Annotated in this window: 28 protein-coding genes; 15 read left to right on the top strand and 13 right to left on the bottom strand. The window is 31.0% G+C overall.

Annotation, left to right across the window (positions count from 1 at the left end):
• Positions 1 to 32: 32 nt before the first annotated feature.
• The 7 genes from Q7I96_01360 to Q7I96_01330 all read right to left on the bottom strand — a co-directional run bounded on the left by Q7I96_01360 (position 33) and on the right by Q7I96_01330 (position 5,457).
• Positions 33 to 941 (bottom strand): tetratricopeptide repeat protein, encoded by a 909-nt coding sequence (locus tag Q7I96_01360; GenBank protein ID MDO9626258.1) that lies wholly within the window; start codon positions 939 to 941, stop codon positions 33 to 35.
• A gap of 165 nt (positions 942 to 1,106) precedes the next feature.
• Complete coding sequence (locus tag Q7I96_01355) at positions 1,107 to 1,799, bottom strand: RAD55 family ATPase (protein ID MDO9626257.1); 693 nt, start codon at positions 1,797 to 1,799, stop codon at positions 1,107 to 1,109.
• Positions 1,800 to 1,927: 128 nt separating this feature from the next.
• Entirely contained in the window at positions 1,928 to 2,641 is a 714-nt protein-coding gene (locus tag Q7I96_01350; protein ID MDO9626256.1) for an RAD55 family ATPase, read from the bottom strand.
• Positions 2,642 to 2,699: 58 nt separating this feature from the next.
• Complete coding sequence (locus Q7I96_01345) at positions 2,700 to 3,875, bottom strand: ATPase domain-containing protein (GenBank protein MDO9626255.1); 1,176 nt, start codon at positions 3,873 to 3,875, stop codon at positions 2,700 to 2,702.
• A gap of 2 nt (positions 3,876 to 3,877) precedes the next feature.
• Positions 3,878 to 4,255, bottom strand: a complete 378-nt coding sequence (locus Q7I96_01340; protein MDO9626254.1) for a roadblock/LC7 domain-containing protein — start codon at positions 4,253 to 4,255, stop codon at positions 3,878 to 3,880.
• 187 nt (positions 4,256 to 4,442) lie between these two features.
• Complete coding sequence (locus tag Q7I96_01335) at positions 4,443 to 4,949, bottom strand: hypothetical protein (protein MDO9626253.1); 507 nt, start codon at positions 4,947 to 4,949, stop codon at positions 4,443 to 4,445.
• Between the two features lie 61 nt (positions 4,950 to 5,010).
• Positions 5,011 to 5,457: a hypothetical protein gene (locus Q7I96_01330; protein ID MDO9626252.1), complete on the bottom strand. Its 447-nt coding sequence runs from the start codon at positions 5,455 to 5,457 to the stop codon at positions 5,011 to 5,013.
• Between the two features lie 384 nt (positions 5,458 to 5,841).
• On the opposite strand from Q7I96_01330, the gene Q7I96_01325 reads away from it, so the two are divergent.
• The 4 genes from Q7I96_01325 (at position 5,842) to cobM (ending at position 8,526) form a co-directional block, all read left to right on the top strand.
• A complete protein-coding gene (locus Q7I96_01325; GenBank protein MDO9626251.1) occupies positions 5,842 to 6,111 on the top strand; it encodes a hypothetical protein in 270 nt (89 codons plus the stop codon).
• Between the two features lie 178 nt (positions 6,112 to 6,289).
• Positions 6,290 to 6,553: a TIGR00304 family protein gene (locus Q7I96_01320; GenBank protein MDO9626250.1), complete on the top strand. Its 264-nt coding sequence runs from the start codon at positions 6,290 to 6,292 to the stop codon at positions 6,551 to 6,553.
• A 137-nt stretch (positions 6,554 to 6,690) separates the two neighbouring features.
• On the top strand, positions 6,691 to 7,629 hold the full coding sequence (locus Q7I96_01315) for a DUF166 family protein (protein MDO9626249.1): 939 nt from the start codon (positions 6,691 to 6,693) through the stop codon (positions 7,627 to 7,629).
• A 135-nt stretch (positions 7,630 to 7,764) separates the two neighbouring features.
• Positions 7,765 to 8,526 (top strand): precorrin-4 C(11)-methyltransferase, encoded by a 762-nt coding sequence (gene cobM, locus Q7I96_01310; protein ID MDO9626248.1) that lies wholly within the window; start codon positions 7,765 to 7,767, stop codon positions 8,524 to 8,526.
• A 98-nt stretch (positions 8,527 to 8,624) separates the two neighbouring features.
• On the opposite strand, the gene Q7I96_01305 is transcribed toward cobM, so the two are convergent.
• The gene (locus tag Q7I96_01305) at positions 8,625 to 9,008 is read right to left on the bottom strand and encodes a CopG family ribbon-helix-helix protein (GenBank protein MDO9626247.1); all 384 of its coding nucleotides are present in this window, start codon (positions 9,006 to 9,008) and stop codon (positions 8,625 to 8,627) included.
• Between the two features lie 180 nt (positions 9,009 to 9,188).
• Here Q7I96_01305 and Q7I96_01300 point away from each other — a divergent pair, with 180 nt between their 5' ends.
• The 4 genes from Q7I96_01300 to Q7I96_01285 all read left to right on the top strand — a co-directional run bounded on the left by Q7I96_01300 (position 9,189) and on the right by Q7I96_01285 (position 12,317).
• Positions 9,189 to 10,118, top strand: coding sequence for a zinc ABC transporter substrate-binding protein (locus Q7I96_01300; protein MDO9626246.1), 930 nt, complete (start codon positions 9,189 to 9,191; stop codon positions 10,116 to 10,118).
• Between the two features lie 92 nt (positions 10,119 to 10,210).
• Positions 10,211 to 10,957, top strand: coding sequence for a metal ABC transporter ATP-binding protein (locus tag Q7I96_01295; GenBank protein ID MDO9626245.1), 747 nt, complete (start codon positions 10,211 to 10,213; stop codon positions 10,955 to 10,957).
• 36 nt (positions 10,958 to 10,993) lie between these two features.
• Complete coding sequence (locus Q7I96_01290) at positions 10,994 to 11,803, top strand: metal ABC transporter permease (GenBank protein MDO9626244.1); 810 nt, start codon at positions 10,994 to 10,996, stop codon at positions 11,801 to 11,803.
• A 307-nt stretch (positions 11,804 to 12,110) separates the two neighbouring features.
• Positions 12,111 to 12,317 (top strand): hypothetical protein, encoded by a 207-nt coding sequence (locus Q7I96_01285; GenBank protein MDO9626243.1) that lies wholly within the window; start codon positions 12,111 to 12,113, stop codon positions 12,315 to 12,317.
• A gap of 205 nt (positions 12,318 to 12,522) precedes the next feature.
• Here the strand turns inward: Q7I96_01285 and rpiA are convergent, their stop codons facing one another.
• The 3 genes from rpiA to Q7I96_01270 form a co-directional block, all read right to left on the bottom strand.
• A complete protein-coding gene (gene rpiA / locus Q7I96_01280; protein MDO9626242.1) occupies positions 12,523 to 13,188 on the bottom strand; it encodes a ribose-5-phosphate isomerase RpiA in 666 nt (221 codons plus the stop codon).
• A gap of 142 nt (positions 13,189 to 13,330) precedes the next feature.
• Positions 13,331 to 13,762: a UPF0179 family protein gene (locus Q7I96_01275; GenBank protein MDO9626241.1), complete on the bottom strand. Its 432-nt coding sequence runs from the start codon at positions 13,760 to 13,762 to the stop codon at positions 13,331 to 13,333.
• Positions 13,763 to 14,806: an NAD(P)-dependent glycerol-1-phosphate dehydrogenase gene (locus Q7I96_01270; protein MDO9626240.1), complete on the bottom strand. Its 1,044-nt coding sequence runs from the start codon at positions 14,804 to 14,806 to the stop codon at positions 13,763 to 13,765.
• Between the two features lie 535 nt (positions 14,807 to 15,341).
• Between Q7I96_01270 and proS the strand changes: the two genes are divergently transcribed.
• From proS to thiD, 4 genes are all read left to right on the top strand, one after another.
• The gene (proS, locus tag Q7I96_01265) at positions 15,342 to 16,745 is read left to right on the top strand and encodes a proline--tRNA ligase (GenBank protein MDO9626239.1); all 1,404 of its coding nucleotides are present in this window, start codon (positions 15,342 to 15,344) and stop codon (positions 16,743 to 16,745) included.
• Positions 16,746 to 16,881: 136 nt separating this feature from the next.
• Positions 16,882 to 17,574, top strand: a complete 693-nt coding sequence (locus tag Q7I96_01260) for a hypothetical protein (GenBank protein MDO9626238.1) — start codon at positions 16,882 to 16,884, stop codon at positions 17,572 to 17,574.
• A gap of 67 nt (positions 17,575 to 17,641) precedes the next feature.
• On the top strand, positions 17,642 to 18,319 hold the full coding sequence (cofC, locus tag Q7I96_01255; protein MDO9626237.1) for a 2-phospho-L-lactate guanylyltransferase: 678 nt from the start codon (positions 17,642 to 17,644) through the stop codon (positions 18,317 to 18,319).
• Positions 18,320 to 18,445: 126 nt separating this feature from the next.
• Positions 18,446 to 19,204: a bifunctional hydroxymethylpyrimidine kinase/phosphomethylpyrimidine kinase gene (thiD, locus tag Q7I96_01250; protein ID MDO9626236.1), complete on the top strand. Its 759-nt coding sequence runs from the start codon at positions 18,446 to 18,448 to the stop codon at positions 19,202 to 19,204.
• A gap of 138 nt (positions 19,205 to 19,342) precedes the next feature.
• On the opposite strand, the gene Q7I96_01245 is transcribed toward thiD, so the two are convergent.
• Positions 19,343 to 20,365: an adenylosuccinate synthetase gene (locus Q7I96_01245; GenBank protein ID MDO9626235.1), complete on the bottom strand. Its 1,023-nt coding sequence runs from the start codon at positions 20,363 to 20,365 to the stop codon at positions 19,343 to 19,345.
• A gap of 194 nt (positions 20,366 to 20,559) precedes the next feature.
• On the bottom strand, positions 20,560 to 21,894 hold the full coding sequence (locus Q7I96_01240) for an ATP-binding protein (protein MDO9626234.1): 1,335 nt from the start codon (positions 21,892 to 21,894) through the stop codon (positions 20,560 to 20,562).
• Between the two features lie 233 nt (positions 21,895 to 22,127).
• Here Q7I96_01240 and Q7I96_01235 point away from each other — a divergent pair, with 233 nt between their 5' ends.
• From Q7I96_01235 to Q7I96_01225, 3 genes are all read left to right on the top strand, one after another.
• Positions 22,128 to 22,340, top strand: coding sequence for a hypothetical protein (locus Q7I96_01235; protein ID MDO9626233.1), 213 nt, complete (start codon positions 22,128 to 22,130; stop codon positions 22,338 to 22,340).
• Positions 22,341 to 22,468: 128 nt separating this feature from the next.
• Positions 22,469 to 23,668, top strand: a complete 1,200-nt coding sequence (locus Q7I96_01230) for a low temperature requirement protein A (GenBank protein ID MDO9626232.1) — start codon at positions 22,469 to 22,471, stop codon at positions 23,666 to 23,668.
• A gap of 52 nt (positions 23,669 to 23,720) precedes the next feature.
• Positions 23,721 to 23,849 (top strand): hypothetical protein, encoded by a 129-nt coding sequence (locus Q7I96_01225; GenBank protein ID MDO9626231.1) that lies wholly within the window; start codon positions 23,721 to 23,723, stop codon positions 23,847 to 23,849.
• The last annotated feature ends 383 nt before the right edge of the window (positions 23,850 to 24,232 follow it).

Raw genomic sequence — 24,232 nt, 5'->3', positions numbered from 1 at the left:
AATCAAAAAATAAGGATCTACTAAATAAGGATCTACTCATTGTATAGTGTATTTAAAATATCAATTGCAGCGGATTCCGCCTTTTTATTATCTAATTGTTGGAATTTTTCAACGGCTTTTCTAAAATTTTCAGAAACTCCCTCAATATTGCCTTGAATAAAATTAACGGTTCCTAAAATAATCATAGCACCAGCTAATCCACTTTCATCACCTAAACGTTTGAATATTGATTTAGAATTCTCTAAACATTTTTCTGCTTCATCATATTTCTTTTGTTTTAGATTTTCATTTCCCATTATTAAAAGTAGAGCTGCTTCTCCACTTGTATCACCAATTTCTTTGGATATTCTGAATGCTTGGCTAAGATGAATAAGTGCATCTTTTTCATTGGAGTAAGTTTCATAAATAGAAGCAGATTCCACAAGTTGAACTATATCGTCCAGTTTAGGGCTCATGTTTGATAAATCTGTTTCATGATCGTCTTCTTCAGAAAGTGAACTAGACTTACTTTTCATTTTTTCCAGTTCAGATAATTCAATAGCTTCTTTAATTTTTTCTACTTCTTTTATCTTTTCTTGGAGTTCTTCAACTAATGGAGAGTTGTTTGAGGCATAAATTCGTAGAGATTCATTATAATATTCCAGAGATTTGATTATTTTTCGGGTATTTAAGTAGACATCTCCAATAGAATCCAAAACAAAAGCTTCTAATTCGTCATCTTTTAGATTTATGGACATTCGCAATGCTTTTTCAAAATATTTCAAGGAATTTTCGTATTCTTCTGATTCTAAATAAATGACGCCTACATTAATCAGCACATTAAATTCATCATTTTGTAGCTCATCTAGGCGTTGAAGATAATACTCTAGACTACTTTCTTCTTCCTCTTTCTCGCCCTGGTTCTTGAGAACATCGAATACGCCTAAAACTTGAAGAATCATCTATTTTTCTCCATATGATTTATTTTACAGTAAATTATTATTTTTCCAAAAATTTTCAGAAAATATTAACGGCCGGTAATAAGTTAATTGATATAAATATACTGATTTTTTTAAAAATTAATATTAATTTACATTCAATATTCAGGACATATCGAAATTTATGAATTAAAAAATACTTATGCCTTGATCGTTTATCTCATACTTTGCTTCACTTGACTGATCTTCGGAGCTAATAAATATGTTTTTACCATCCATTCCTACCGTAAAATCTACTAAATCACCTAAAACCTCTTCAGTTTGATGATCAACAGTTCCTTGTGTGTGGGTGATTAATGCAACACCATTAGCTTCTTTTATTCGTTCGATGTATGATTTCAAAACCCTTAAAACTAAATGTTCTGGATTGAAAGCAAACTGAGTTGTTAAAGAATCTAAAATGGATCTAAATTTCGGTGATTTTTGAAATAAAAACCTAGTTCCAATCCCTACTTTAACCATCATATCGGTTGGATTCTGAAGTGAAGAAATTTTATAAGTTGCTGATTCTTCCAGTTTTGCCCCAGACAACTTGGAAATAAGATCTATAATATATAAATTTTGATTTTGAATGTGTGATTGAAGAAACCAGTTAAAATCCATAGTTCTTTGTTGTAGCTGTTTAATTCCATAGTCAGCTGTTATGTAGAGGCATGGCTCGCTTTCCTCTAGTCCGTTGTACATGAATTGGTAGCAGAAAATGGATTTTCCTACTTTAGGGGGTCCATATATGAGGGCTACTGAATCTTCGCTGATTTCTAATCCTTCTTCACCAATTAAAGCGTCGAAACCTGGAATGCCAGATTGATAGTATTTTGTCATTATAACCACGTGTTAAATCTAAACAAATCAACTATTTTAATAGTAGTTATGTTCATAATCAATTTTTACTATGATTGTTTTTTGGAGGCATACTCTACAATGAATGTTGTGTTTATTGGATATTATTTTTATTTATCAGAGGTTCCAATAGAAATACCATTTTCATTCACAGTATAACTAGATTTTTTCTTTCCAACACCAACCATGGCTTCAATTGTTATTTCATCTCCATTAAGATGAATTATGTTATCTACTATAGATTTTAACATTGCTTCGACTTTAGAATCTGCTGATCCTTCAGTATAAGTCACAATTGCAGTCCCTCCTGATTCTTTAATGCGCATTATATATGCGGTTAGGACTCTCACAATTAACATTTCGTCATTGAAAGCCATTAATGTAGTGAGTGAATCGAGGATTGATCTAAAACGTGCTGATTTTTTTGATATAAATCTGGTTCCAACTCCTAATTTAACCATAATGTCTGTGGGATTGTGTACTGAAGATGAAGCATAAGTTGGAGTGTCTATTACTTTGTTACCAGAAACGCTTGATATGGCATCAATTAGATACAAAGTTTCTTCATTGAAATATGTGCTTAATTCCCATCCAAAATCTAAAGTATTTTGTTGTAGTTGTTTTATACCATAGTCTGTGGTGATGTAGAGGCATGGTTCGCTTTCTTTTAGTCCGTTGTACATGAATTGGTAGCAAAATATGGATTTTCCTACTTTAGGAGGCCCATATACTAATGTGACTGTATTTTCTGGAATACCTCCAGTACCATTACTGGAAACCATATCGTCAAAACTTGAAATTCCTGATGGAATACGGGGTATCATTTAATCACCTATTTACTGAATATTTAATGAATTTAAAATAATTATGAATAATTTGAGATTAATCTCCATAAAGAATTTTTAGAAGTGCATCCAATGCGTCTTCTATTCCTTTCTTCTCAGAGATTACTGTGGGTATTATAGGTATACTTTTATCTAATTTCATTTTTTCTCTAATTTCATCTGGTGAAAGTGCACCATCTAAATCCTGTTTATTAGCTACAATTATTTTGGGGATTGATTCTGAGCGAGTCTTCCTAATCATTTCTTTGGCTCGTGCAAAGGTTTGCTCTGCAGTTGAATCAACTAATATAAATGCACCAACGGCTTCTTTAGATAAAACACCTAATATCAAGTCAAATCTCTCTTGACCAGGTGTTCCAAATACATCTGCCAAAAATCCTTTATAATCCACGTGTCCAATATCCATAGCAATTGTGGTCGGAAATGCAGACATGGCTTGCCTATCAACAGAAACAGATTTTTTAGATATGGCCTTGACAAAACTGGATTTTCCGGAGTTATAGGGTCCCGTAACAAGTATTTTAGGAACATAAACCTTTACCCCACCTGGCTGAACTATAAAGAAAAGAACCATAGTATCTGCAGGGCTTGACCATGAGGAATGAGCAACCATAAATCCTTGTCCGATAATTACTCTTTCTTCTATTGTTTTTAAGTCTACAACACAATCCATAGAATCTTTAATTGCATTGATCACATCTTTATCATAGTCCCATTCGGTAAAAACATAAACAAGTGTTGTTTTTGTTTCTTTAGCTTTCTCATTCCATTTTTTGATTAAATCTAACGTGTTTCCATTACTTAAATAATCTATAAGTACAGAAAGATTATTTATAACTCCTATGCCTCCGGCAACATCTTCTATAGCAGCTAAAATAACATTCTCTACTTCAGAATAATCATTAATAGAATATTTACTATCACTTTGTGAACCTAAAAAACTGGAACTACCATCTACAAAAAAAACTTTTTCTTCTTCTAAAAAAGATTCTAAGTCCCAACCATAGGAATTGAATTCATATTGTATTGTTTCAGGTTCTGAAACATTTGTAAAAATAAATGCAGGATCTCCTTCTTCTACCCGACCATTAAGCATTTGATAACCGAATGCTTCACAGTCTACTCCAGGATATGCACAAAACATGATAGATGCATCATCTAAAATTCCACCACCCAGCAAGTCGTCAAGCTTGGGGATGTAGGTTTTTTTCATGTTTACATCTCCTTAAGGATTTCATCGACTTGACTTGCCCGACTTTCCATCTCAAAAAGAATTAATCCTAATTGGGCGTCTGGTTCAGTCAAAGCATTGAATATAGCTTTATCTCCTGCTGGTTTTAAAATAATAATTCCTTTTTCAGTTCTAACAGAAATTTCATTTACAGATCCAGTATTCATTTGACCGGAAGCTGCTTCTGCCGCACCCATAATTGTAGAACATAGTGCGGAAAAAATACGAGCATCTACATCTGGAGGAGCTCTGGAATTAATTAGCAACCCTTCTTTAGATACAATACCACATGCTTTAATCTGTCCCACTTGCATGAAAGCTGAAAGTACATCATCCAGTTTTTCCTTTTTTGTTTTACTCATGCATTCACCCAGTATTTGTATTCCTATTATTATCTTTATGTTTATAATTATATAAAATGAGTAGTTATTTTATGCATTGGAAAATAAATTCTATAAATTAATTTTTATTTTGTATTATTAATAATTATATTAACCTGAGGAATATAAATATTTATCAACAAATTTTTATTTAAAATAATTGAATAATTTAAATCCATTTAATATCAGCCGTGGTGAAAACATATTTTGGGGAAAAAGCAGGGTTATAAATACTATTTGTTAAATTTTCAGTTTTAAAACATATGCTTATGCTTTTTCGGATATTATAATTTATTCTATCTCCTAAGGAATTCTTTTCATTACTATTAAGTGGTTTTGTGCAAGAGACGAAAACCTTTAATTGAATTTTTGTTTTTTTATAATTAATATTATATCCTTGATTTTTGGTTTCAATTTTTACAATTTTTATTGATGAAGGTGAAATTAATGTTGGTTTTTCAGTTTCATAGGTTTTAAATGCTTCTTTAGGATAAATGGCAAAATTATTCATATTTATACCTTCTGAAGCTCCGGATCTAGCTGCACCTAATGCATTACCAAGTTCTTGTTCGGTGTTTATAAAATTAACAATCATTAAGGTTATTATAAATGCCATCCCTACAATCAGCATATATTCTATAGATATATTTCCCTGATTGTCTATAAATTTTGACATGTATATCTCCTCGTTTGTTTTCAAAAAAATTTGTTAATATTCTTCTTTTTAATTTAATGTCTTACTTTTCACATTCTTTTATGATAATGGTCTTTAAATGAAGATTTGAAACATCATTTTGAATTAAATATGATTTTCCAGGATAAAGCTTAACTTGGCTACTACTTTTTGTAATTTCATTTATAATAACTGTAGGATATATCTCTGATTTCCCTTTCAAGCCTTCTATTTCAATATAAACTCCTGAAGAATTTATGGATATGGTATAATCACTTGAATTCCCTATCTTTTCAGGCATTTTAATTTTAAATTCATTTCCTGTGCCTGTTTGAACATTATTTATGGCACTGGCTATTTTTTCAGTTAGTATTCTAGCTTCTGATAGTTTTTCACTTGCATTGGCATGATCTATTCTGTCAGAAACTATGGATATTAGGCCAATTGATATAATTATGGCTATAAAAAATGATAAAATAAAATCTCCTGCTAAAGCTCCCTTTTGATCCATAAAAATATTATATTATTTAATATATATAAAGTATTACTTTTTTAGGTTAATTATAATTAATTGAACTTAGATAAATATTTTTATTGTTAGATTAATCTGTTGTCATATTTGAAATCAATTCATACAAATTTTATCAAATAACATTGATATTGTCTCTGATTAATTAATGACCAAGAGGATTATATGTACCAAATAAGAATTTATTCCTGAGTTTTATATAAATTCAATGAATTTATTGAGTTTATAGATGATTTAGGGGGCTTAGTTCTTAAAAGAGACAAATTTCATATAAGTAGGGGCGAATATTTTTTATCAGAGGAAGTACATGCACTTACAGTTATTCCCACTCAAGAAAGTCCAAATGCTGAAATAAAGGCTAAAAATTTGAAAGGGAGTTTAAATCTTTTGGATGTTGAAAAAAAGAACAAAATAAAGATTTTATCTTGTTTAACATTGTTTAACTTATTAAGTAAGAATGTAAATGGCCTTAATAAAGAACAGATTATTAATGAGATTCAATGTCCTTGTATTTCTGAAATTTGCAGTGAAAATGAAGAAGAATGTCTTTTAAATTACTTGGATGAAGTACTGGATGGCATGTTGCAAATGGAAATGATTGAAGAACATGTAATTGAGCAGTTAATTGTTTTATAACATTTTTAACCATGAAAAAGATTGAGGGCATATATTTAATTAGCGAATTATAAAAATTGTGAAATTATAAATCATATCAAATAAATTTATTAAATCCATTTAAATAAAATCAGTAATTTTTAAGTTTATTAATTAATAAATAGCAATAACCTAATAAATAGACCAAAGGAACTAATTAATGATTAATGGAAGTACTCTAGTCAATATAGGATTTTTTGTAGTAGTAGCTGGAATTCTGCTAATCTTTTTGGGCAGTATGATTCAATCAACTTCTTCAGAAAATACTAAAGAAAGTTCTAATAGTGAAATTAAAACTGGTGGGGTCATTTTAATAGGCCCCATACCAATTATTTTTGGCAATGATAAAAATATGCTAGTTACTAGTGTTATTTTAGGTGTTATTTTAATGCTGGTTGCTTATTTTCTATTTTACAGATATTAAACGAAATATTTAAAAAAAATTTAAAAACATGAATATTCTTATTAAATAATTTTTAAGTGTGTTTTAATAATAATTGATAATTATTTAATCAATATTTAAACCAATAAACAAAGAATAATAATTGATCAAGGGATAAAATGAAAATTGTAATTTTAAGTTCTGGTGAATATGGCTCTAGGATTGTTAATACTATTGCTTCAAAGGGATTCGCACAATATATTGTAGGAATTTACGAATTTTCAGATGACTTACCTGAGTTTTTAGATGATGTTTCGACTTACATTCCTGAAAATCTTCCAGAAGCGGAATTACTAATATCTGTTGGCCTATTTGGTGATATCAATTTAGTAATTCCGGAAATTATTTCTCAAACTGGTATTAAATCAGTTATCGTACCTATTCATGATCCTAAACAGATTCCAGCTGGTCTTCAAAATGAAATAGAACTTATGGTTAAAAATATCAATAGTGAAGTTAAAATAATATTTCCTAAACCATTTTGTGCTTTAATTCCTAATGGGGATGAATTTATAGATCGATTTGCAGAGCTTTTTGGAAAACCAAAACTTGAAATAGATGCAGATAGTAGAATAAATGGTATAATTGTTATTAGGGGTGCTCCCTGTGGTTCGACATGGCACATAGCTGAAAAACTGCTGGGGTTGCCTATTGAAGATGCCGAATTTGAATCCGGAAATAAATTTCATAATTATCCCTGTCTGGCCTCTATGAACACTGATCCAATGGTGGGAGATACGATTATGCATCTGGCAGGTTATAAAACCAAAGAATCTGTAAAAAGGGCTTTAGGTTTTACTCTCAAATCTGCGGTGGTGGATAATGAAGTGTGTTTGGGTGGGGAAGACTGTGATTATTTATGCCGTGCGGCCTGTCCTAATGTGAGGGCGGGAGATGAAACCGTTTTTGTTGATAATAATGGAAAAGCTGAAATTGACCCAGCTTCTTGTGGAGTTTGTGAAATTTGCATAAAAGAGTGTCCTTATGGTGTAATAGAGATTTATGAAGAAAAAATTAATATTAAACCAGATTCTACGAAACAAAATTCAAAAATTTGATGGAATTTTTAATTAATGAATTTTTATAATTTATATTTTAATTAAAAAATTATATTTAATTGATATAGTATTATATAATCTTAAAATAATTCAATAACTAATTTAAACATATTAAAATCAGTGTAAAGTGAAACTATGAGTGGAAAAGTGATTTTCATCGGTGGAGGTCCTGGCGACCCGGAACTACTTACTGTCAAGGCTTATAAAGTTATTGAGAACGCAGAAATTATAATATATGCTGGTTCTTTAGTAAATAAAGATATTTTAAGCTGTGCTCGAGAAGATGCAACTATTCATAATAGTGCTTCTTTAAATCTAAATGAAATTATTGATTTAATGGAAAGTGGAGTTTTAGAAGGTAAAACTGTGGCCAGGGTCCATACGGGCGATCCGGCTATTTATGGTGCTATTGGGGAACAGATTCGAGAACTGGATAAAAAAGGAATTGAATATGATATAATTCCAGGAGTAAGTTCTCTTTTTGCAACAGCAGCTGCTTTAAGATCTGAATTAACCCTTCCTGAAATTTCACAGACTGTGATTATCACTCGACCTGAAGGTAGAACCCCTAAACCTTCAAAAGAATCAATATCTAGTCTGGCCAGTCATCAGGCGACTATGTGCATATTTTTAGGCGTTCATATGATAAAAAATGTGGTAGAAGATCTTTTGAGTCATTATCCTTTGGATACTCCAGTGGGTGTTGTTCAGAAAGCTTCCTGGCCAGAAGAAATAGTTGTTAGAGGTACTCTGGAAAATATTTCTAAAAAAGTAGTTGATGCTGGAATTAAAAAAACAGCTATGATTGTGGTGGGCCCGGTTTTAGATCCAGGAGACTTCAAAGCATCTAAATTGTATGATGCTACATTTAAGCATGAATATCGGGACTCTGAATAATTAAAATGAATTAGATAAATCTACTCAATATTATTTATTTCAATATTATTTAATTATTTTTTTTAAATATTGATATTTGTTTATTATTTTATACTAATCTAAAAAACAATCACCTTGAGATGCTCCATTTTCCCACAGTTTCTAAACTTCCGAGCAAGGTCTTTTATTCGCAAAGCATCACCTTCTAAAATGAATATTTCAAGACAATTTCCCTCTTTTAAATGACTGTGTATTTGAGTATTTATGATGTCTTCATAGTTGTGTTTAACCTCAGTTACTTTATCTTCAACTTTTTGACTATGTATTAAAAAAATTACAGCATTCACATTTCCTGAGATATTTTTGCTTTGTCGGTTATCATCAATTAACATTCTAGCAGCGGCTCTAATAACATCGGATCTGCCAGAAAATCCCATATCTTCTTTTAGAGAGTCTAATTCTCCTAAAAGTTTTTCATTTAGGGATATGCTTATTATTGTCATAGCCATAATTTTTTTAATAACTATTTATAAATGTTTTCATAAATTTTATTAAGATTAATTATAAATATTAATAAATATTATATATTAAATTAAGAAATATTAATAAATTTATTATCTTAACTTTCAAGGTCTTAAAAAATTATTAGGGCCCTTTTAGAGCTATGCTATTAGAGGAATTACATGGAAAAAGACTTTAAGATTCTTTTTATTGTAGTTTTAATAATTTTAACTGTTTCAAGTGTACTAATTTATTTTTCTAATTATCATAATTTTTTGAATAATAATAATAATAATACTTCAAATGTATCTAACACTAAAATTGTTGTTGCAGCATCGGTTTTACCTCAAAAAGAATTCATTGAGAAAGTGGGTGGTGATAAAGTCCAGGTAATCATCATGGTTCCTCCCGGAGCTGATCCACATACTTATGAACCAAAAGCCAGCCAAATGGAGCAGATTGCTAATGCTCAAATGTATGTTCAGGTAGGGTCGGGGATTGACTTTGAAATAACTTGGATTGATAAAATAAAATCTCTTAATCGTAATATGCTTATCATAAATGATTCTAAGGGGGTTAATTTTATTCCAAGTATTGAAAAAAATACGGAAAATAATTCTAATGCTGAAATTGAATCTGATCCTCATGTATGGGTTTCGCCCAAAAATGCCCAAATAATGGTTGAAAATATTTATCAAGGTCTGGTAAAAATTGACCCAGAAAATAAGGAATATTATTTAATTAATAAAGAAAACTACTTGAAAGAACTAAGGCAACTTGATAAAAATATCACTAATGAGCTTTTTAATCAAAAAGGGTCAAAAATATTGGTTTATCATCCTTCATGGGGATATTTCTGCCAGGATTATGGAATGACTCAAATAGCGATTGAAAAGGAAGGAAAAGATCCAACGCCTAAAGAAATGATGAATATTATTGATTTATCCAAAAAAGATAATATTACGGCAATATTTGTTTCACCTCAGTATAATACGAGAAGTTCAGAGGTCATAGCTTCTGAAATTGGTGCTAAAGTTGTTTTTATAGATGAACTTTCACCAGACTATGTCTTTAATATGAGAAAAATTGTCAAGGCCTTCGAAAATGGGTGAAATAATAAATTCTATTTAAATAGGAACTTAAATTGGATTAATCAATGAATCTTTATAAAATAAATTATTAGATTGTGACGTATGGTGATTTAATGTCTTCTAATGTGGTCTCAATTAAAAATATGAGCTATAAAATTAAGGATAATTATATTCTTGAAGATATAACTCTTTCTATAAAAAATAATGATTTTTTAGCAATAATTGGTCCTAATGGCGGTGGAAAAAGCACATTGCTAAAAATTATAATGGGATTATTAAAACCCGAGAATGGCACTGTGTCGGTTTTTAATACTGCTCCTGAAGAAGCAAGAACTAAAATTGGGTATTTGCCTCAAATAACTCACTTGGAATCTGATTTTCCCATTAATGTGTTTGATACGGTCATGATGGGTAGATATAATGGAATTTTCAAGGATTACAATAATAAAGATGAAAAATATGTCATGGAATCTCTTAAAGCAGTTAAAATGGCTGATTTTAAGGATAAACAAATTGGAAATTTATCTGGAGGTGAGATGCAGCGTGTTCTAATTGCAAGAGCTTTATCTAGAAGGCCTAAATTGTTATTACTTGATGAACCAACTGCTAGTATTGATCCGGAAATGCAAGGTCTGTTTTATGAACTTTTAAAGAAAATTAGGAAAGAAATGGCGGTTGTTTTAGTTTCTCATGATGTGGGTGTGGTTTCATCTTATGTAGAAAGCATAGCTTGTTTAAATGGCCGTCTATTTTCGCATGGTCCTGTTGAAACTGCTGCTAAAGGTATAAAAGAAGCATATAACTTTAAATTAGATTTAATAACTCATGAAACACCTAGAAGAGTATTAAAAGAACATTAATTCACTATAATTTTGATAATTTTTAGGAGCGATTTAATGCTGGATTTTCTTCAATATCAATTCATGCAAAATGCACTTATTTCTGCTATTTTAGTCAGTGTAGCATGTGGCCTAGTGGGAACTTATGTAGTTCTCAAAAAAATAGTTTCTATAAGTGGTGGAATATCACATGCGGCATTTGGTGGTATTGGATTGGGATATTTCCTGGGAATTAACCCCGTAATAACTGCCATACCATTTAGTATTTTATCCGCTGTTTTTATGGGTGAGATAAGCAAAAAAGTTGATATTAGTGAAGATACTGCTATAGGAATATTATGGTCTGTGGGAATGGCCATTGGTATAATATTTATTAATATAACTCCAGGATATGCTCCAGATTTGTTTAGTTACCTTTTTGGAAGTATTTTAACAGTTCCTAGTTCTGACTTAATTATAATGTTGGTTTTAGATATAATTATTTTATTAACCGTAATTTTATTTAGAAGAGAATTTGCAGCCATATCATTTGATGAAGAGTTCGCAGAAGCATTAGGAATTCGTGCTAATCTTTTTTACATACTTTTGCTGGCTATGGTGGCTTTGAGTGTTGTTGTTTTGATTAAAGTGGTGGGTGTGATTTTAATAATAGCTCTTTTAACGATCCCATCTGCTATTGCTCGACAATTTACTTACAATCTTCCAAAATTGATGTTATTATCTATTTTCTTAGGTATGATTCTCACCATGTCTGGCCTGATGTTATCATATATTTATGATATTTCTTCAGGAGCAACCATAGTATTAGTGTTAGGAATGGCCTTTGCGGCGGTATCAATTGCACGAAAATACTTGTTTAAATTGTGATTCAAATTTGGGTTAATTTTTATTTAGATTATTTAATAGTGAATTAATTACTATTTTGACTGGATTCTATTTTTTATCAGCATTTATTTCGTAGTTATTAATTATTGAAATATTAAATAAATTTAAATAAGAATTCTTAATTTATAAGTATAAGTTTTAATAAAAATTATTTGTGAACTAAAAAAAATCATGATACAACTCATGTTAAAAATCGTATAAATTTCAAAATTTAGAATTTATAATCTATTAATAAATAATTTCAGAGCATTTCAAATGAATATATTATATTTAAAATGAGGGAATTAGTATGGAATGCGGTTCAGATCTTAGAGATACACTTAAATCAGCTTTAGGTGATTATTTAAGTATAACCCTTATCACGGGTAAAACATATTATGGTGAAGTTAAAACTGTAGAAACTGATTATGTACTTATAGAGCTAAGATTACGTGGAGGAAAGAATAAAACTTCGGTTATATTGCCATTTGCACACATAGTTACTATAACCATTTAAATTAAAAATTAAGTGTTTTTTAAAAGAAATATTATACTAAATTAAATTTGGTCCTAAATATGTTCTAAAAATTATAATTGATTTTAGAAAATTTTTTTTAATTTTATTAATTTAATAAAAATAAATTAGATTTTTAGTTACTACATTCTATTTTTAAAATAATTTTATTTCAAATTTTAGTTCATAATAGTTGTAATATTAAAAACTAAATCTTTTTTATACCGTCTGGTGTTCCCACAAAAACTTGATCAACAACTCCCGAGAAAATTCCGTTTTCAACAACGCCTGGAATGGAATTCAATTCAATTTCAAGTTCTTCTGGATCATTTAAAATCCCGAATTCAGCATCTATGACAAAATTTCCATTGTCAGTTATAACTGGACCATCTTTTCGCTCAGCCATTCTTATTGAAGTAACCACTCCCATATCTTCTAGAATTTGAGAAACGACTCTAGATGCAGTAGGAATAACTTCTAATGGTACTGGGAATTTTCCAAGGGTTTCTACCATTTTAGAATCATCTACAATAACAATAAACCGATCTGCAGAGTAATCGATAATTTTTTCCAGTGTGTGAGCCGCACCTCCTCCTTTAATTAGATTAAGTGCAGGATCTACTTCATCAGCACCATCTACAGCAAGATCTATATCGTGTTCTTCTAGAGTGGTTACTGGTATATTGCAGTCTTTGGCCAGGAAGAAAGACTGATAAGATGTGGGTATTCCCATAATGTCCAAATCTTCTTCTTTTATTCTCATTCCTAGTTTTTCTATAAAATAATGAGTGGTTGATCCAGTTCCTAAACCAACGATCTGCCCATCTAAAACTTCTTTAGCTGCCTCATAACCGGTATTTTTTTTTAAATTCATTTTAAATCTCCTTATTAAAAAATTTGAGCAAATATTTGAATTAATAAATAAATTACAATAATGTGTGGAATGAATATAATATTTAATATACTAATTTGTTTTTAATGAGCTAGTTAATTAACTTTAAATTAAATAAATAAATTTAATATTTCAAAATGACACGATTAAGGTCATATCCCTTAGCACATTTTTTGGAAGGTTTTCCTAGAGTTTTAACAATTTTACATTTGTCATTTTCGTATAATCCTTCTGGGAAACACATATCATGGATTTCACATTCTTCTTCACAATTAGGATGTTTTATTGAGATCATAGATCCTTCAAAAGCTCTTTTTGAATCAACTAGAGCTTCTATATTGGCCTTTTCAACTTCTATAACTTTTACTTTATGGCCTTCGTGTAGATTACATTTCTGTTCTGAATCTTTGATATTTTTGATAATATACATTCTTCCTTCTTCTAGAGAATCAACACAGGTACCTTTAAAACGGCATTCATCGCATTCTGGAGCAGATCCACAATGCATAAATATTAATCCTTTTTTTGCAAGTTTTTTTCCAATGAGGGTTATCAATTAAATCACTTCCGTTTTAATGGCCAGCTTTTCTGCTGCTTCTCTGGTAAGACCACGATCTCCCAGAATTGTGTATCTTTCTTTCCGAATACTATGTGCCATAGTAAGGGCTTCAATGATATATTCTGCATCTATACCTAACTCTTCTGCAGTGGTGGGTGCATGCATTCTTTTTAGAGCATCCCTAATAAACTGCCAATCTTCTCCATGAAGATGCATCATCATTATAGTTCCTACACCACATTGTTCTCCGTGCAGGGCTGGTTTTGGAGCAATCATATCTAAAGCATGACTGAATTTATGTTCTGAGCCACTCGCGGGCCTACTTGTGCCTGCAATACTGATGGCAATGCTACTACTAATTAATGATTTTACAACCATACGTGCGCTCTCTTCTAAGCCTTCTTTAATGGAATCTGAGTATTTGATTATCATTTTGGCAGTCATTAATGAAAGTGCAGAAGCAGATTCACTGTAATCTTCATTTAATAATCGGCTGGCAAGCTTCCAATCAAGTATGGCTGTATAGTTTGAAATTATATCTCCGCATCCTGCAGCTAATAGTCTTATAGGGGCTTTACTAATAATTTCTGTATCCGCAATGACTCCTAAAGGAGAATTTGCTTCTAAAGAAACAGTTCCTCCACTATTACGTATGGAAGCTCTTGGTGAAGCAATTCCGTCGTGAGATGCTGCCGTAGGTACACTAATAAAATGAATATTGGAATTGGTGGACGCTATTTTTGCTACATCTATTACTTTTCCACCACCTACTCCTAAAACAGCAGAAACATCGTTTATTTTTTTCTGAACTTTTTTAACAGCTTCATCTGAAGCTTCATGGATTGTTACATTTTCAACATTAAATCCTTCGGCTTCAAGACTCTCAATAGCTTTTTCACCACCAATACGCAGTGTTTTAGGGCCACTGACTACTAATATATTGTCTTCAAACCTTAAATTACGGCATATAATGCCCGTTTTGTTGATTACTCCTGCTCCAGTATGTATCTCACGGGGCAGTTGTATTTTCTTTGAATCCATGTTATCTTACCTGTTATAATGATTATATTTTAAGCACCTTTAATAAAATAATTTTGGATTTTTAAGCCACTCTTAAGCTTAAAAAGTTTAATATAAATTTTATGTTGTTATTATCTATCTAAGTAACTATTGTATTATTCTTATCATATTTTGAAATTAAATTTATAAATATAATTAATTAACAAGGATAATAATCAGATATTAATAAGATTGATTGAATAATATTAAAATAAGAATTAAAGTAATGCACTAAGTTAGTTATAAGAAATTAAATGTAGTTAATTAAAATATTAGTTTTTCTTAAACTGAATTAAAATTCTAGAAATAGATTATTGAAATTAAAAGTTTTAAGTATTTGATTAGTTAATGAATTTTTTAAATAATCTTTAAATGATATGGGAGTAGATTATTGTTATTGATAATATTAGGTCGATTTAATTTAATCAATTTTATAATAAATATTTATTATTTAAACTCCATAAATCAATTATAACACTTATTACTAACTTTATCGCAGTAAATCACGGTGAAAAATATGACAAATTTCAGTGAATGGTTTCACAATATATTAGAGGAAGCAGAAATTTTAGACTCCCGTTATCCAATCAAAGGAATGAATGTTTGGCTTCCTAATGGTTTTAAAATAAGAAAGTACACTTTAAATATCCTTAAAGATATTTTAGATAAAGAACATGAAGAAGTGCTCTTCCCATTACTTATTCCTGAAGATGAACTTGCAAAAGAGGCTATTCATGTAAAAGGATTCGAAGAAGAGGTTTATTGGATAAATCATGGTGGTTTAACTGAATTAAACAAAAAAATGGCTCTAAGGCCAACCAGTGAAACTGCTATGTATCCTATGTTTTCTTTATGGGTTAGATCTCATACAGATTTACCTATGAAGTTTTATCAAGTAGTAAACACTTTCCGGTACGAAACTAAACACACTCGACCTCTCATAAGAGTAAGAGAAATTACAACATTCAAGGAAGCACACACGGTTCACAGCAGTAAAGAAGATGCTCAAAAGCAGGTTGAAGATGCTATTAAAATTTATAAAGAGTTTTTTGATGTTTTAGGAATTCCTTACTTAATTACTAAAAGGCCAGTATGGGATAAATTCCCTGGTGCGGACTATACCATGGCTTTTGATACATTACTACCTGATGGAAAGACTTTGCAGATTGGTACAGTCCATAATTTAGGCCAAACCTTTGCTAAAACTTTTGAAATCACTTTCGAAACTCCTGAAGGGGAGCACGAATATGCTTATCAAACGTGTTATGGTCTTTCTGATAGAGTTATTGCTTCAGTGATTGGTGTTCATGGAGATGATTCTGGACTATGCCTTCCACCTGAAATTTCACCATATCAAGTAGTAATAGTTCCGATCATATTTAAAAAAGGTGGAGAAGAGGTTATAGCTGCTTGTGAGGAAATTCAGAGCAAACTGAAAGATGCTGGATTCAGAGTTCACATGGATGACCGTGATATGAGGGCCGGTAAAAAATTCTATGATTGGGAGATGAGAGGAGTTCCATTAAGAATAGAACTAGGGCCAAGAGATTTAAATGATAATAAAACTGTCTTCTTAAGAAGAGATACCATGGAAAAAATTAGTGTTTCACTTGAAGAGGACATTATAGATAATGTTAACAACTTAATGTCAGATATTAGTTTGAATATGCGAGAAAAAGCCCGGGAAAAATTCAATAATCAAATTCGCCAGGTAGATAATATTGAAGATGTTAAAGAGTCTATAGAAACTGAAAAAGGCATAATTTCATTTTCATGGTGTGGCGAAGAGTCCTGTGGAAAAGAAATAGAAGAAATAGCAAATGTAGATATTTTAGGTGTTCAGGAAGAAGAAACTTCTGGAAATTGTTTTAACTGTAGCAGGGATGCAAAATTTAAGGCTTTTCTGGCAAAAACATATTAATTAATGATTCAGAATTTGATAAATTCGAATTATACATTTTTAATAATACATTTTTTACCTAGAATTAACTGATATGTAAATTAAATTTAATTTAATTATTAAAATAATGTATAACATAAAGGACTGAGGAAGAGGAATGAATTACCGAATAATTTTGGTGTTAATGGTCATATGTTTATTTGCTGTAGGATTAGGAGCTATGAATTTCATATCTGCCAAAGGCTTAACCCTAGATGAAGCTTATAATGCGGGTAATGTTGTTATTACTCAGCAAACACCTGCAGGAACCATACCTCATGAAATAAATATTCAAAACAAAGGAAAAAATCCGGTGAATGTTCAAAAAGGCACTATCCTCTCTAGTAAAGATTCTCAAGATTTAGTAATTGCTCGTGATGAAGTTGTTTCACCTAATACTAAAATAACAGTTCCTGCTTACTGTATTGAGCCTGATCAAAAAGCAATTGAAAATAAAAAGCTTACAGTATCAGGTTTAGCTCCTCAGGTTATTACTGAGATTGCATCATCTTCCAATCCTGAAAATCCTTCTGATGCATTAAATGCTCAACTAAAAATCTGGACTATTGTGGGCGGGCCTGACTTTAATATTTACACGGGAGAAGTAGCTGCTGTTAGTCAAAAACAAGATATAAGCTTTTATGATATTAAAGGAAACTTATCTAATGCTAAAATAGAAGTAATGACCAAATTTAATTTAACTGCAGATCAAATGAACAATGTAAATATCAATAGTTCAATATTAAACCAAAGCCAGAGTTTTACTGAACAAGTAACGAATTGGTTTAGTGGGTTAGGATTAAATTTATGATATATCCTTTGAGTAATAACCTTTTAGTTATAATATAATAGAAAAATATTATTTTCGGAGATTAACTATGAAATCCACTTATGCAATAATTCCTGTTTCCAGGTTTTCCCATGCGAAAACACGGCTTTCTCCCACTTTAACCCCAAGTGAAAGAGAGGGTTTATTAAAGGCTATGTTAACTGATGTTACCATGGCCTTAAAAGGTGCTGTTGATGAAGTAGTGGTCATAAGCGCTGATGAAGATGTTCTTGAATTTGCATATGAATTAGGAGTAACAATTATTCAAGAAAAAGGCCAGACTGACTTGAATGGTGCTCTTAAACAGGCCATTGAATGGTGTTCTGAAAATTGTAGCAAAGTAATAATAACTCCTTCAGATATTCCATTACTAAGTATTGCTAATCCAAAAAAATTTATTGAAGATTCTGAGAAATATGATGTAGTAATTGCTCCTGCTAAAGGTGGTGGAACTAATGCGATTGCATTCCAACCTGGAGCAATTGAATTAAAATTCGGTGATTGCAGCTTCTTTGAACATTTGCAAGATGCAAAAAATAATGAACTTTCCTTTAAAATATATGATTCATTCTATCTTTCTCTGGATGTTAATACGGCAGAGGATTTAGGTGAAATTATTTTACATGGTCATGATACTCATACTCAAACATATTTAAAGAAACTAAAATTAAGTGCCAAGCCTTTTCACGGCTCAGAACGTTTAGAAATCAAAAGAGAATTAATATAAACTTAAATTAATTTATTTTTAATGTATAGTTAAAAAAAATCTACAAACATTAAGTAGTATTAATTTAATCTTAGTTGATTATGTTGATTGTATTAAGGTGTTTATAGTTATTTAAGAGTTGATGAAATGTTAGCTATTTCCATTGCTGGTTTTGATCCTTCAGGAGGGGCAGGAATATTAAGTGATTTAAAGACATTTTCTGCACTTGGAATTTATGGAACGGGTGTAATTACTGCCTTAACTGCTCAAAATGTTCAAAGAGTTTCAAATATACGTCCCATAGAACTGGATTTTATTGAAGAGCAGATAGACTTAATTTTAGAAGATCTTCCAGTAATTTACGGGAAAACTGGAATGCTTTATTCAAAAGAAATCATAAAATCCGTTTCTAAAAAGATTTCAGAATATGATTTAAAAATAGTAGTTGACCCGGTAATGGTTGCCGGATCTGGAAGTTCTCTCTCACAAGAGGGAATGGCCAGTGCTATAAAAAAATACCTTTTAAAAGAGGCATTAATAGTCACCCCCAATGTTTTTGAAGCAGAATTACTTTCAGGAATCAATATTGAAACTCAAGAAGATGCTATTGAATCTGCTTACAAAATAGGAAAACTATGTGATGTGGTAGTTACAGGAGGCCATCTAGATGGGGATAATATCCTTTATAATGGCCAAATCAGAGTTATTAGCGGAGAATTAATAGAAAGTAGTAATACTCATGGGAGTGGATGCTCCTTTTCAGCAGCTATTACTTCTTATATGAGTAAAGGGATTGAAATGGAAATTGCCATTAAAAAAGCTGATATTTTCGTAAAAGAAAGCATTAAAAATGGTCATTGGGGTACTTTAAATCAATTCTGGAAGAATAATATAAATGAAAAATAATAATTTTTTTTTATTTAATTTGTTTATTAATCAAATTTTAGTGAAATAAATTTTAGAGAAAATAAGTAATTGGAATTTGGATTTGTTAAATTTGCATTATTAAAATTAAAAAAAATTTAAATAAATATTTGAGAAGAATTAAAGTAATTCATCTCTTAAATCAATGGTATCAACTAGATCTGGGCCAGTAGATATTATGGTTACAGGAACTCCAGTTTCTCCTTCAATTTCATCTATAAATCTTTTTATTTCTGGTTTAAGCGAAGAATAATCAGTTGTTCGTTCGCATTCTGGATAAAGACGGTCTACACATGTCAAAGCGATTTGTGTTGCTCCATTTATCATACAGGATTCTTTAGCCATTTCCATATCAAATAGACCAACTCTTCTTCGTCTGCCAGTAACGGTTCCGTACTCTTCAAGTCCCATTTCTTCAGCTTTTTGTTGTGTAATTTCTGTTGGGAATGGTCCTTCACCTACTCGAGTTATATATGATTTAAAAACAGCTATAACGTCATCGATACGGGTAGGTCCCACACCTACATCTGCTGCTGCAGTACTAGCAGTAGTGTCTTTACTGGTCACATAGGGATATGTTCCATAGTACAGAGATAATCCAAAACCCTGTGAACCTTCAATAAAAACATCCTGGTCTTGATCTAAAGCTTCATTTATTTGCAGAGGCACATTAGCTGTGTAATCTTCAAGTTCTGGTATTTCACTGGCCAGTTTGGCTGTTCTCATTACTCTATCTGAGTTAGCAGGTCCGCAACCAGTACCAGTACTCCCTATTTTCTTAAAAAGGTGATCAGAGGCTTTATCTCTTTCTTTATGTTGTTCTTCTATTATAGCGCAGCGATAATCAACAAATGTTCGCTCTTTAACATTATATTTGTTTAAATAATCCATTTCATGTAAGAATACTTCTGGATCAACTAGTACTCCTGCGCCTATAAACATCTTAGCGTCAGTATGCACAAATCCAGAAGGAGTTAACCTTAAACCGTATTTTTCACCATTAAATTCTACAGAGTGGCCTGCATTAGGCCCTACTCCTGCTCTGGCGATGATGCTGGGTTTATCATAATGGCATAAATAAGTAATACACTTACCTTTACCTTCGTCACCCCATCCGCCTCCGACTAAAACACTGCATGTCATTTATTGTTCTCCTTTGACTGTTGCCTCTTTTATATTAAAAAAGATGTAATAAAAACTTTTCCCTTATTTGAAAAATAATTATTTTTATTTAAACATTTTTGTATTTTTTTATTTTAATTTAATTAGTTTGATAGGTGAATTTGTATTTTTATATTTTTAATTAAGTAAAATATTATTCTTAAATATAATTTTGTTTATTCATCTTTCTTCTTCCGAATAATTCTATCAAATAAAGCAGGAGTAAATCTTCTCTGTAAAGCAATTAAAACGTGCTGTTGGAGTGCATTATCCATAATTTCCGAAGTTATAATATCTTCATTTTTTCGGATTCTAACTGCTTGAGCAATTTGGGCTAAATCCCTTGCATGGGCAAAGGTTGGTTGTAGGCCTTCACCACCATTTCTGGTAGGTTCATACACTTTTTCAAATGTTTTTATTACATCTGGATCGTACTTTTCACCAAGTAAATCAAGATTTTTTTTAAAAACTTTTACTATCTCTGGCAAGGTAGGGTTTTCCAGGAAAATATGTAATGGTGCTCGCCTCAAATGTGCTTCATCCATAATAGTTATATCCAGGTTTGTTGAAAATGCAGGTATGAAATGTGTTTGGACGACCATAGGAGCACCTTTAATATAAATCATGTCTTTTTTATTTTCCATAGGTACAATCAAACGATTTAAAAGATTATTGTGGTCTTCTTTTTGTCGACCTAGATCATCCAGTAATAGAACACCACCATTGGCTTTAATAATGGGTGAGGTTTCATAAACACCTTTATGAGGATCAAAATTGGTTTCTAATTTTTCACTATTCAGTTCAGATCCTGTAAAAACGAATGGTGCGTATATTTTGACCCAACGAATATCTTCTGGTTGCTCAGGACACTCTTTATGAAAATCTGGGTCAAATAATTGGATTACATGGTCACTGAACTCAATATATCTTGGTATCAATATTGGCGGTAACAAATCTGACATTTTACTGGTAATGAATGTTTTTCCAGTTCCTGGAAGCCCATAAATAAAAAATCCTTTTCCACCAATTGCTGATTCAATCAAAGTTCTTTTACCATTCTCATTTCCTACAACTTCTTCAAATGTTTTATCTATAACTTCTTGAGGTATTTTTTGGGGAAATCGACCTTTTAATTGAATCTCCATAATTTTGTAGTATGTATCATAAGCGACTGGAGCAATACCTACGTATGGATTCTCTTCTGAAAGGTGATCTGCCTGAGTTTTTCCCACTTTTTTAATGGTAAATGTAACGCTGGGAAACATGAAACCTCCCCCAATGGCAGCGCATAGATCTTCTTCTTCCATATCATTTAGGCATTTTTCTAGAATATTTATAGAGAGTCCTGTTATTTCATGTATATGATTAACTTTGATATGACCATAATTTGAAATAACCTTTAAAATAAGATTTTTTATAAAACTTTCAGAGAGATCAATTTCTTCTAAAGTTTTAGGTTGTTTGAGGATTTCAAATAATCTCTGCATTTTTTCATCATGGTAGTAATCCATTAAACCACTCCTAAAATATTATGTTTCACTTACAAAATATATGTTGTTCTGATAACTAATACTCATACTATTTACTTTTTTAATAATTTGATAAATTATCTTGATTTTTTATAAAAAATATAAAATAATATATCAATTAAAGAAATAAAATTCCTTTCAATTTTTTTAGAGTATTTGATTGTTTTTTGGTGAAAAATATTTATTAAAAGAAAAAGAACATTTAATTAGATATTATGAACACAAAAATTTTATTAGTAGCATTATTAGTAATAATTTCAATTATAGGAATATTTGGTTTTTCTGGTCAAGATTCAACTTCTAATAATTCTTCTAATTCAACCAATCAAAACCCGTCTTATGTGCCGGTTACCACTCCTGCTCAAAATAATTCATCAGATACTTCTTCTCAATCTAATATTCAACATCAAGAGGGAGTTCCTATATAATTATGAGAATTTAATCTCTGCCATTGAATTTCTCTACTGTACAATTTATATCTATATTAGGATGGTTTCATCTTTTTAAATTCTAATCAAGATTTTAAGACTTTTAAGTTAATTATTTTTAGAATTCAATGAAAATTAGAAAAGATATAATTCTACCGCCACGGCTGCGTTCTATTGATGAAGAAGAGGAGGAGAGACATGCTGAGTGGCTAGAGCTTTTGTATGATCTAGTTTTTGTAGCAGCTGTTTCCATATTGGCCCTTAATTTAAGTTTAGATTATTCTTTCATAGGTCTTTTAAAGTCCATTCCCTTATTTTTTGTTATTTGGTGGGGATGGGTAGGCCATACTTTTTTCCTATCCCGCTTCGGTACCGACGACCTTTTTGATAGATTTTTAACTATGTTACAGATGATAGCTGTAGCAGCCATGGCCGTCAATGTTGAAGACGCATATAGTTTCAGTGGATCCAGCTTTGCAGTATCTTACGCATTTTTAAGAATTATTCTGGTATATGAACATTATAGGGCTGGTAAACACATTAAAGAAGCTAAACCACTCACAAATCATTTCTGTAAGGGTTTTGGATTAGCTGCTTTGATTTGGTTTATATCGGCATTTGTTCCTATCCCTTTTCGGTTTATTTTATGGGGAATAGCACTAATAATTGATATAATAACGGCTATTACTGCCGCTGAAGAACAATTTAAACTACCTCCCCATTCCACCCATCTTCCAGAACGTTTTGGGCTTTTTACCATAATCTTAATAGGTGAAGCAGTGGTAAGTATTGTATTTACCATAAATACTATTGGATTTGTGTTTTTAGCTGAAATTACAGGGATATTTGGTTTGATAATCGCATTTTGTATATGGTGGAGTTATTTTGAAGAAGCAAAAGGTGCTGAGGCCAAAGTAATCGAATCTGGAAATAAGGTTAGTAAATATCAGTTATGGTTATATTCTCACTTTCCATTACTTTTAGGAATAGTAACTGTTGCTATTGGTATAAAACACGTCATATATTTGGACCTAGAAGAATTCCTACCATCTTATGAGGCATGGCTTCTTTGTTTCTCCCTGGCCCTAACCTTTTTATCCTTAAATTTTATCCATTTATCTTCTTATAGCCTTGAAGAGTGTAAAAATAGGGTATTAATTATATTCCGGATGCCTTATTACACGGTTATAATACTGATTTTAATGACGGGATTTTTAGGAAATTTAGTTCCAGGATGGGCCTTTTTAGGAATTTTAACTGTTTTATGTTTGATAAAGGTTATTATTTCCTTAAGGGAAGTTCCAAAAGACCTGGTTTGTGAATTATGAATATATTTATGCTGTGCATCAACAGAAATTGATCTAGAATGGCCCATATTTAATGGAACTCAACTACAAAGAATCTGGCCAGGGATTCCCTATAGTATTCCTCAATGGTCTTTTTGATGATTTAAATTTCTACGAACCTATAATTCCAGAAATATCCAGATTATCGAACTATAAGTATTGATTTATTAGGTCATGTAGGTCCCCTAAAAAAACTCATTATTCCATGGATTATTTTCTGAGGAGATTTATTCACTTTTAAAAACCTTGAAAATCTCAAAGGCCCATTTCATTGGTTTTCGTTGAGCGGGGCTGTTGCCCAACAATTGGCTGTGGATCATCCACATTTGGGTTCTTCTCTAATTTTAGTGTCTAGTTTTAGTTTTGTTGATGCAACAAATCTCTTGATAAAACACTCAAAAATTTAAATTTTAGACGATACCAGTCATAATCTATTAATTCCATCCAATATTCCTGAAATCACTGATATGGTGATGGGTTTTAGATTAGCATTAAGGTGTCCCATTTATAACATTAAAATTATTTATCCACTATTGAATATTTAGA

This window comes from Methanobacteriaceae archaeon, assembly GCA_030656015.1.
Classification (GTDB): Archaea; Methanobacteriota; Methanobacteria; order Methanobacteriales; family Methanobacteriaceae; genus UBA349.
The sequence above is the reverse complement of the archived record's forward strand: the minus strand, read 5'-3'. Positions and strand labels throughout refer to the sequence as shown.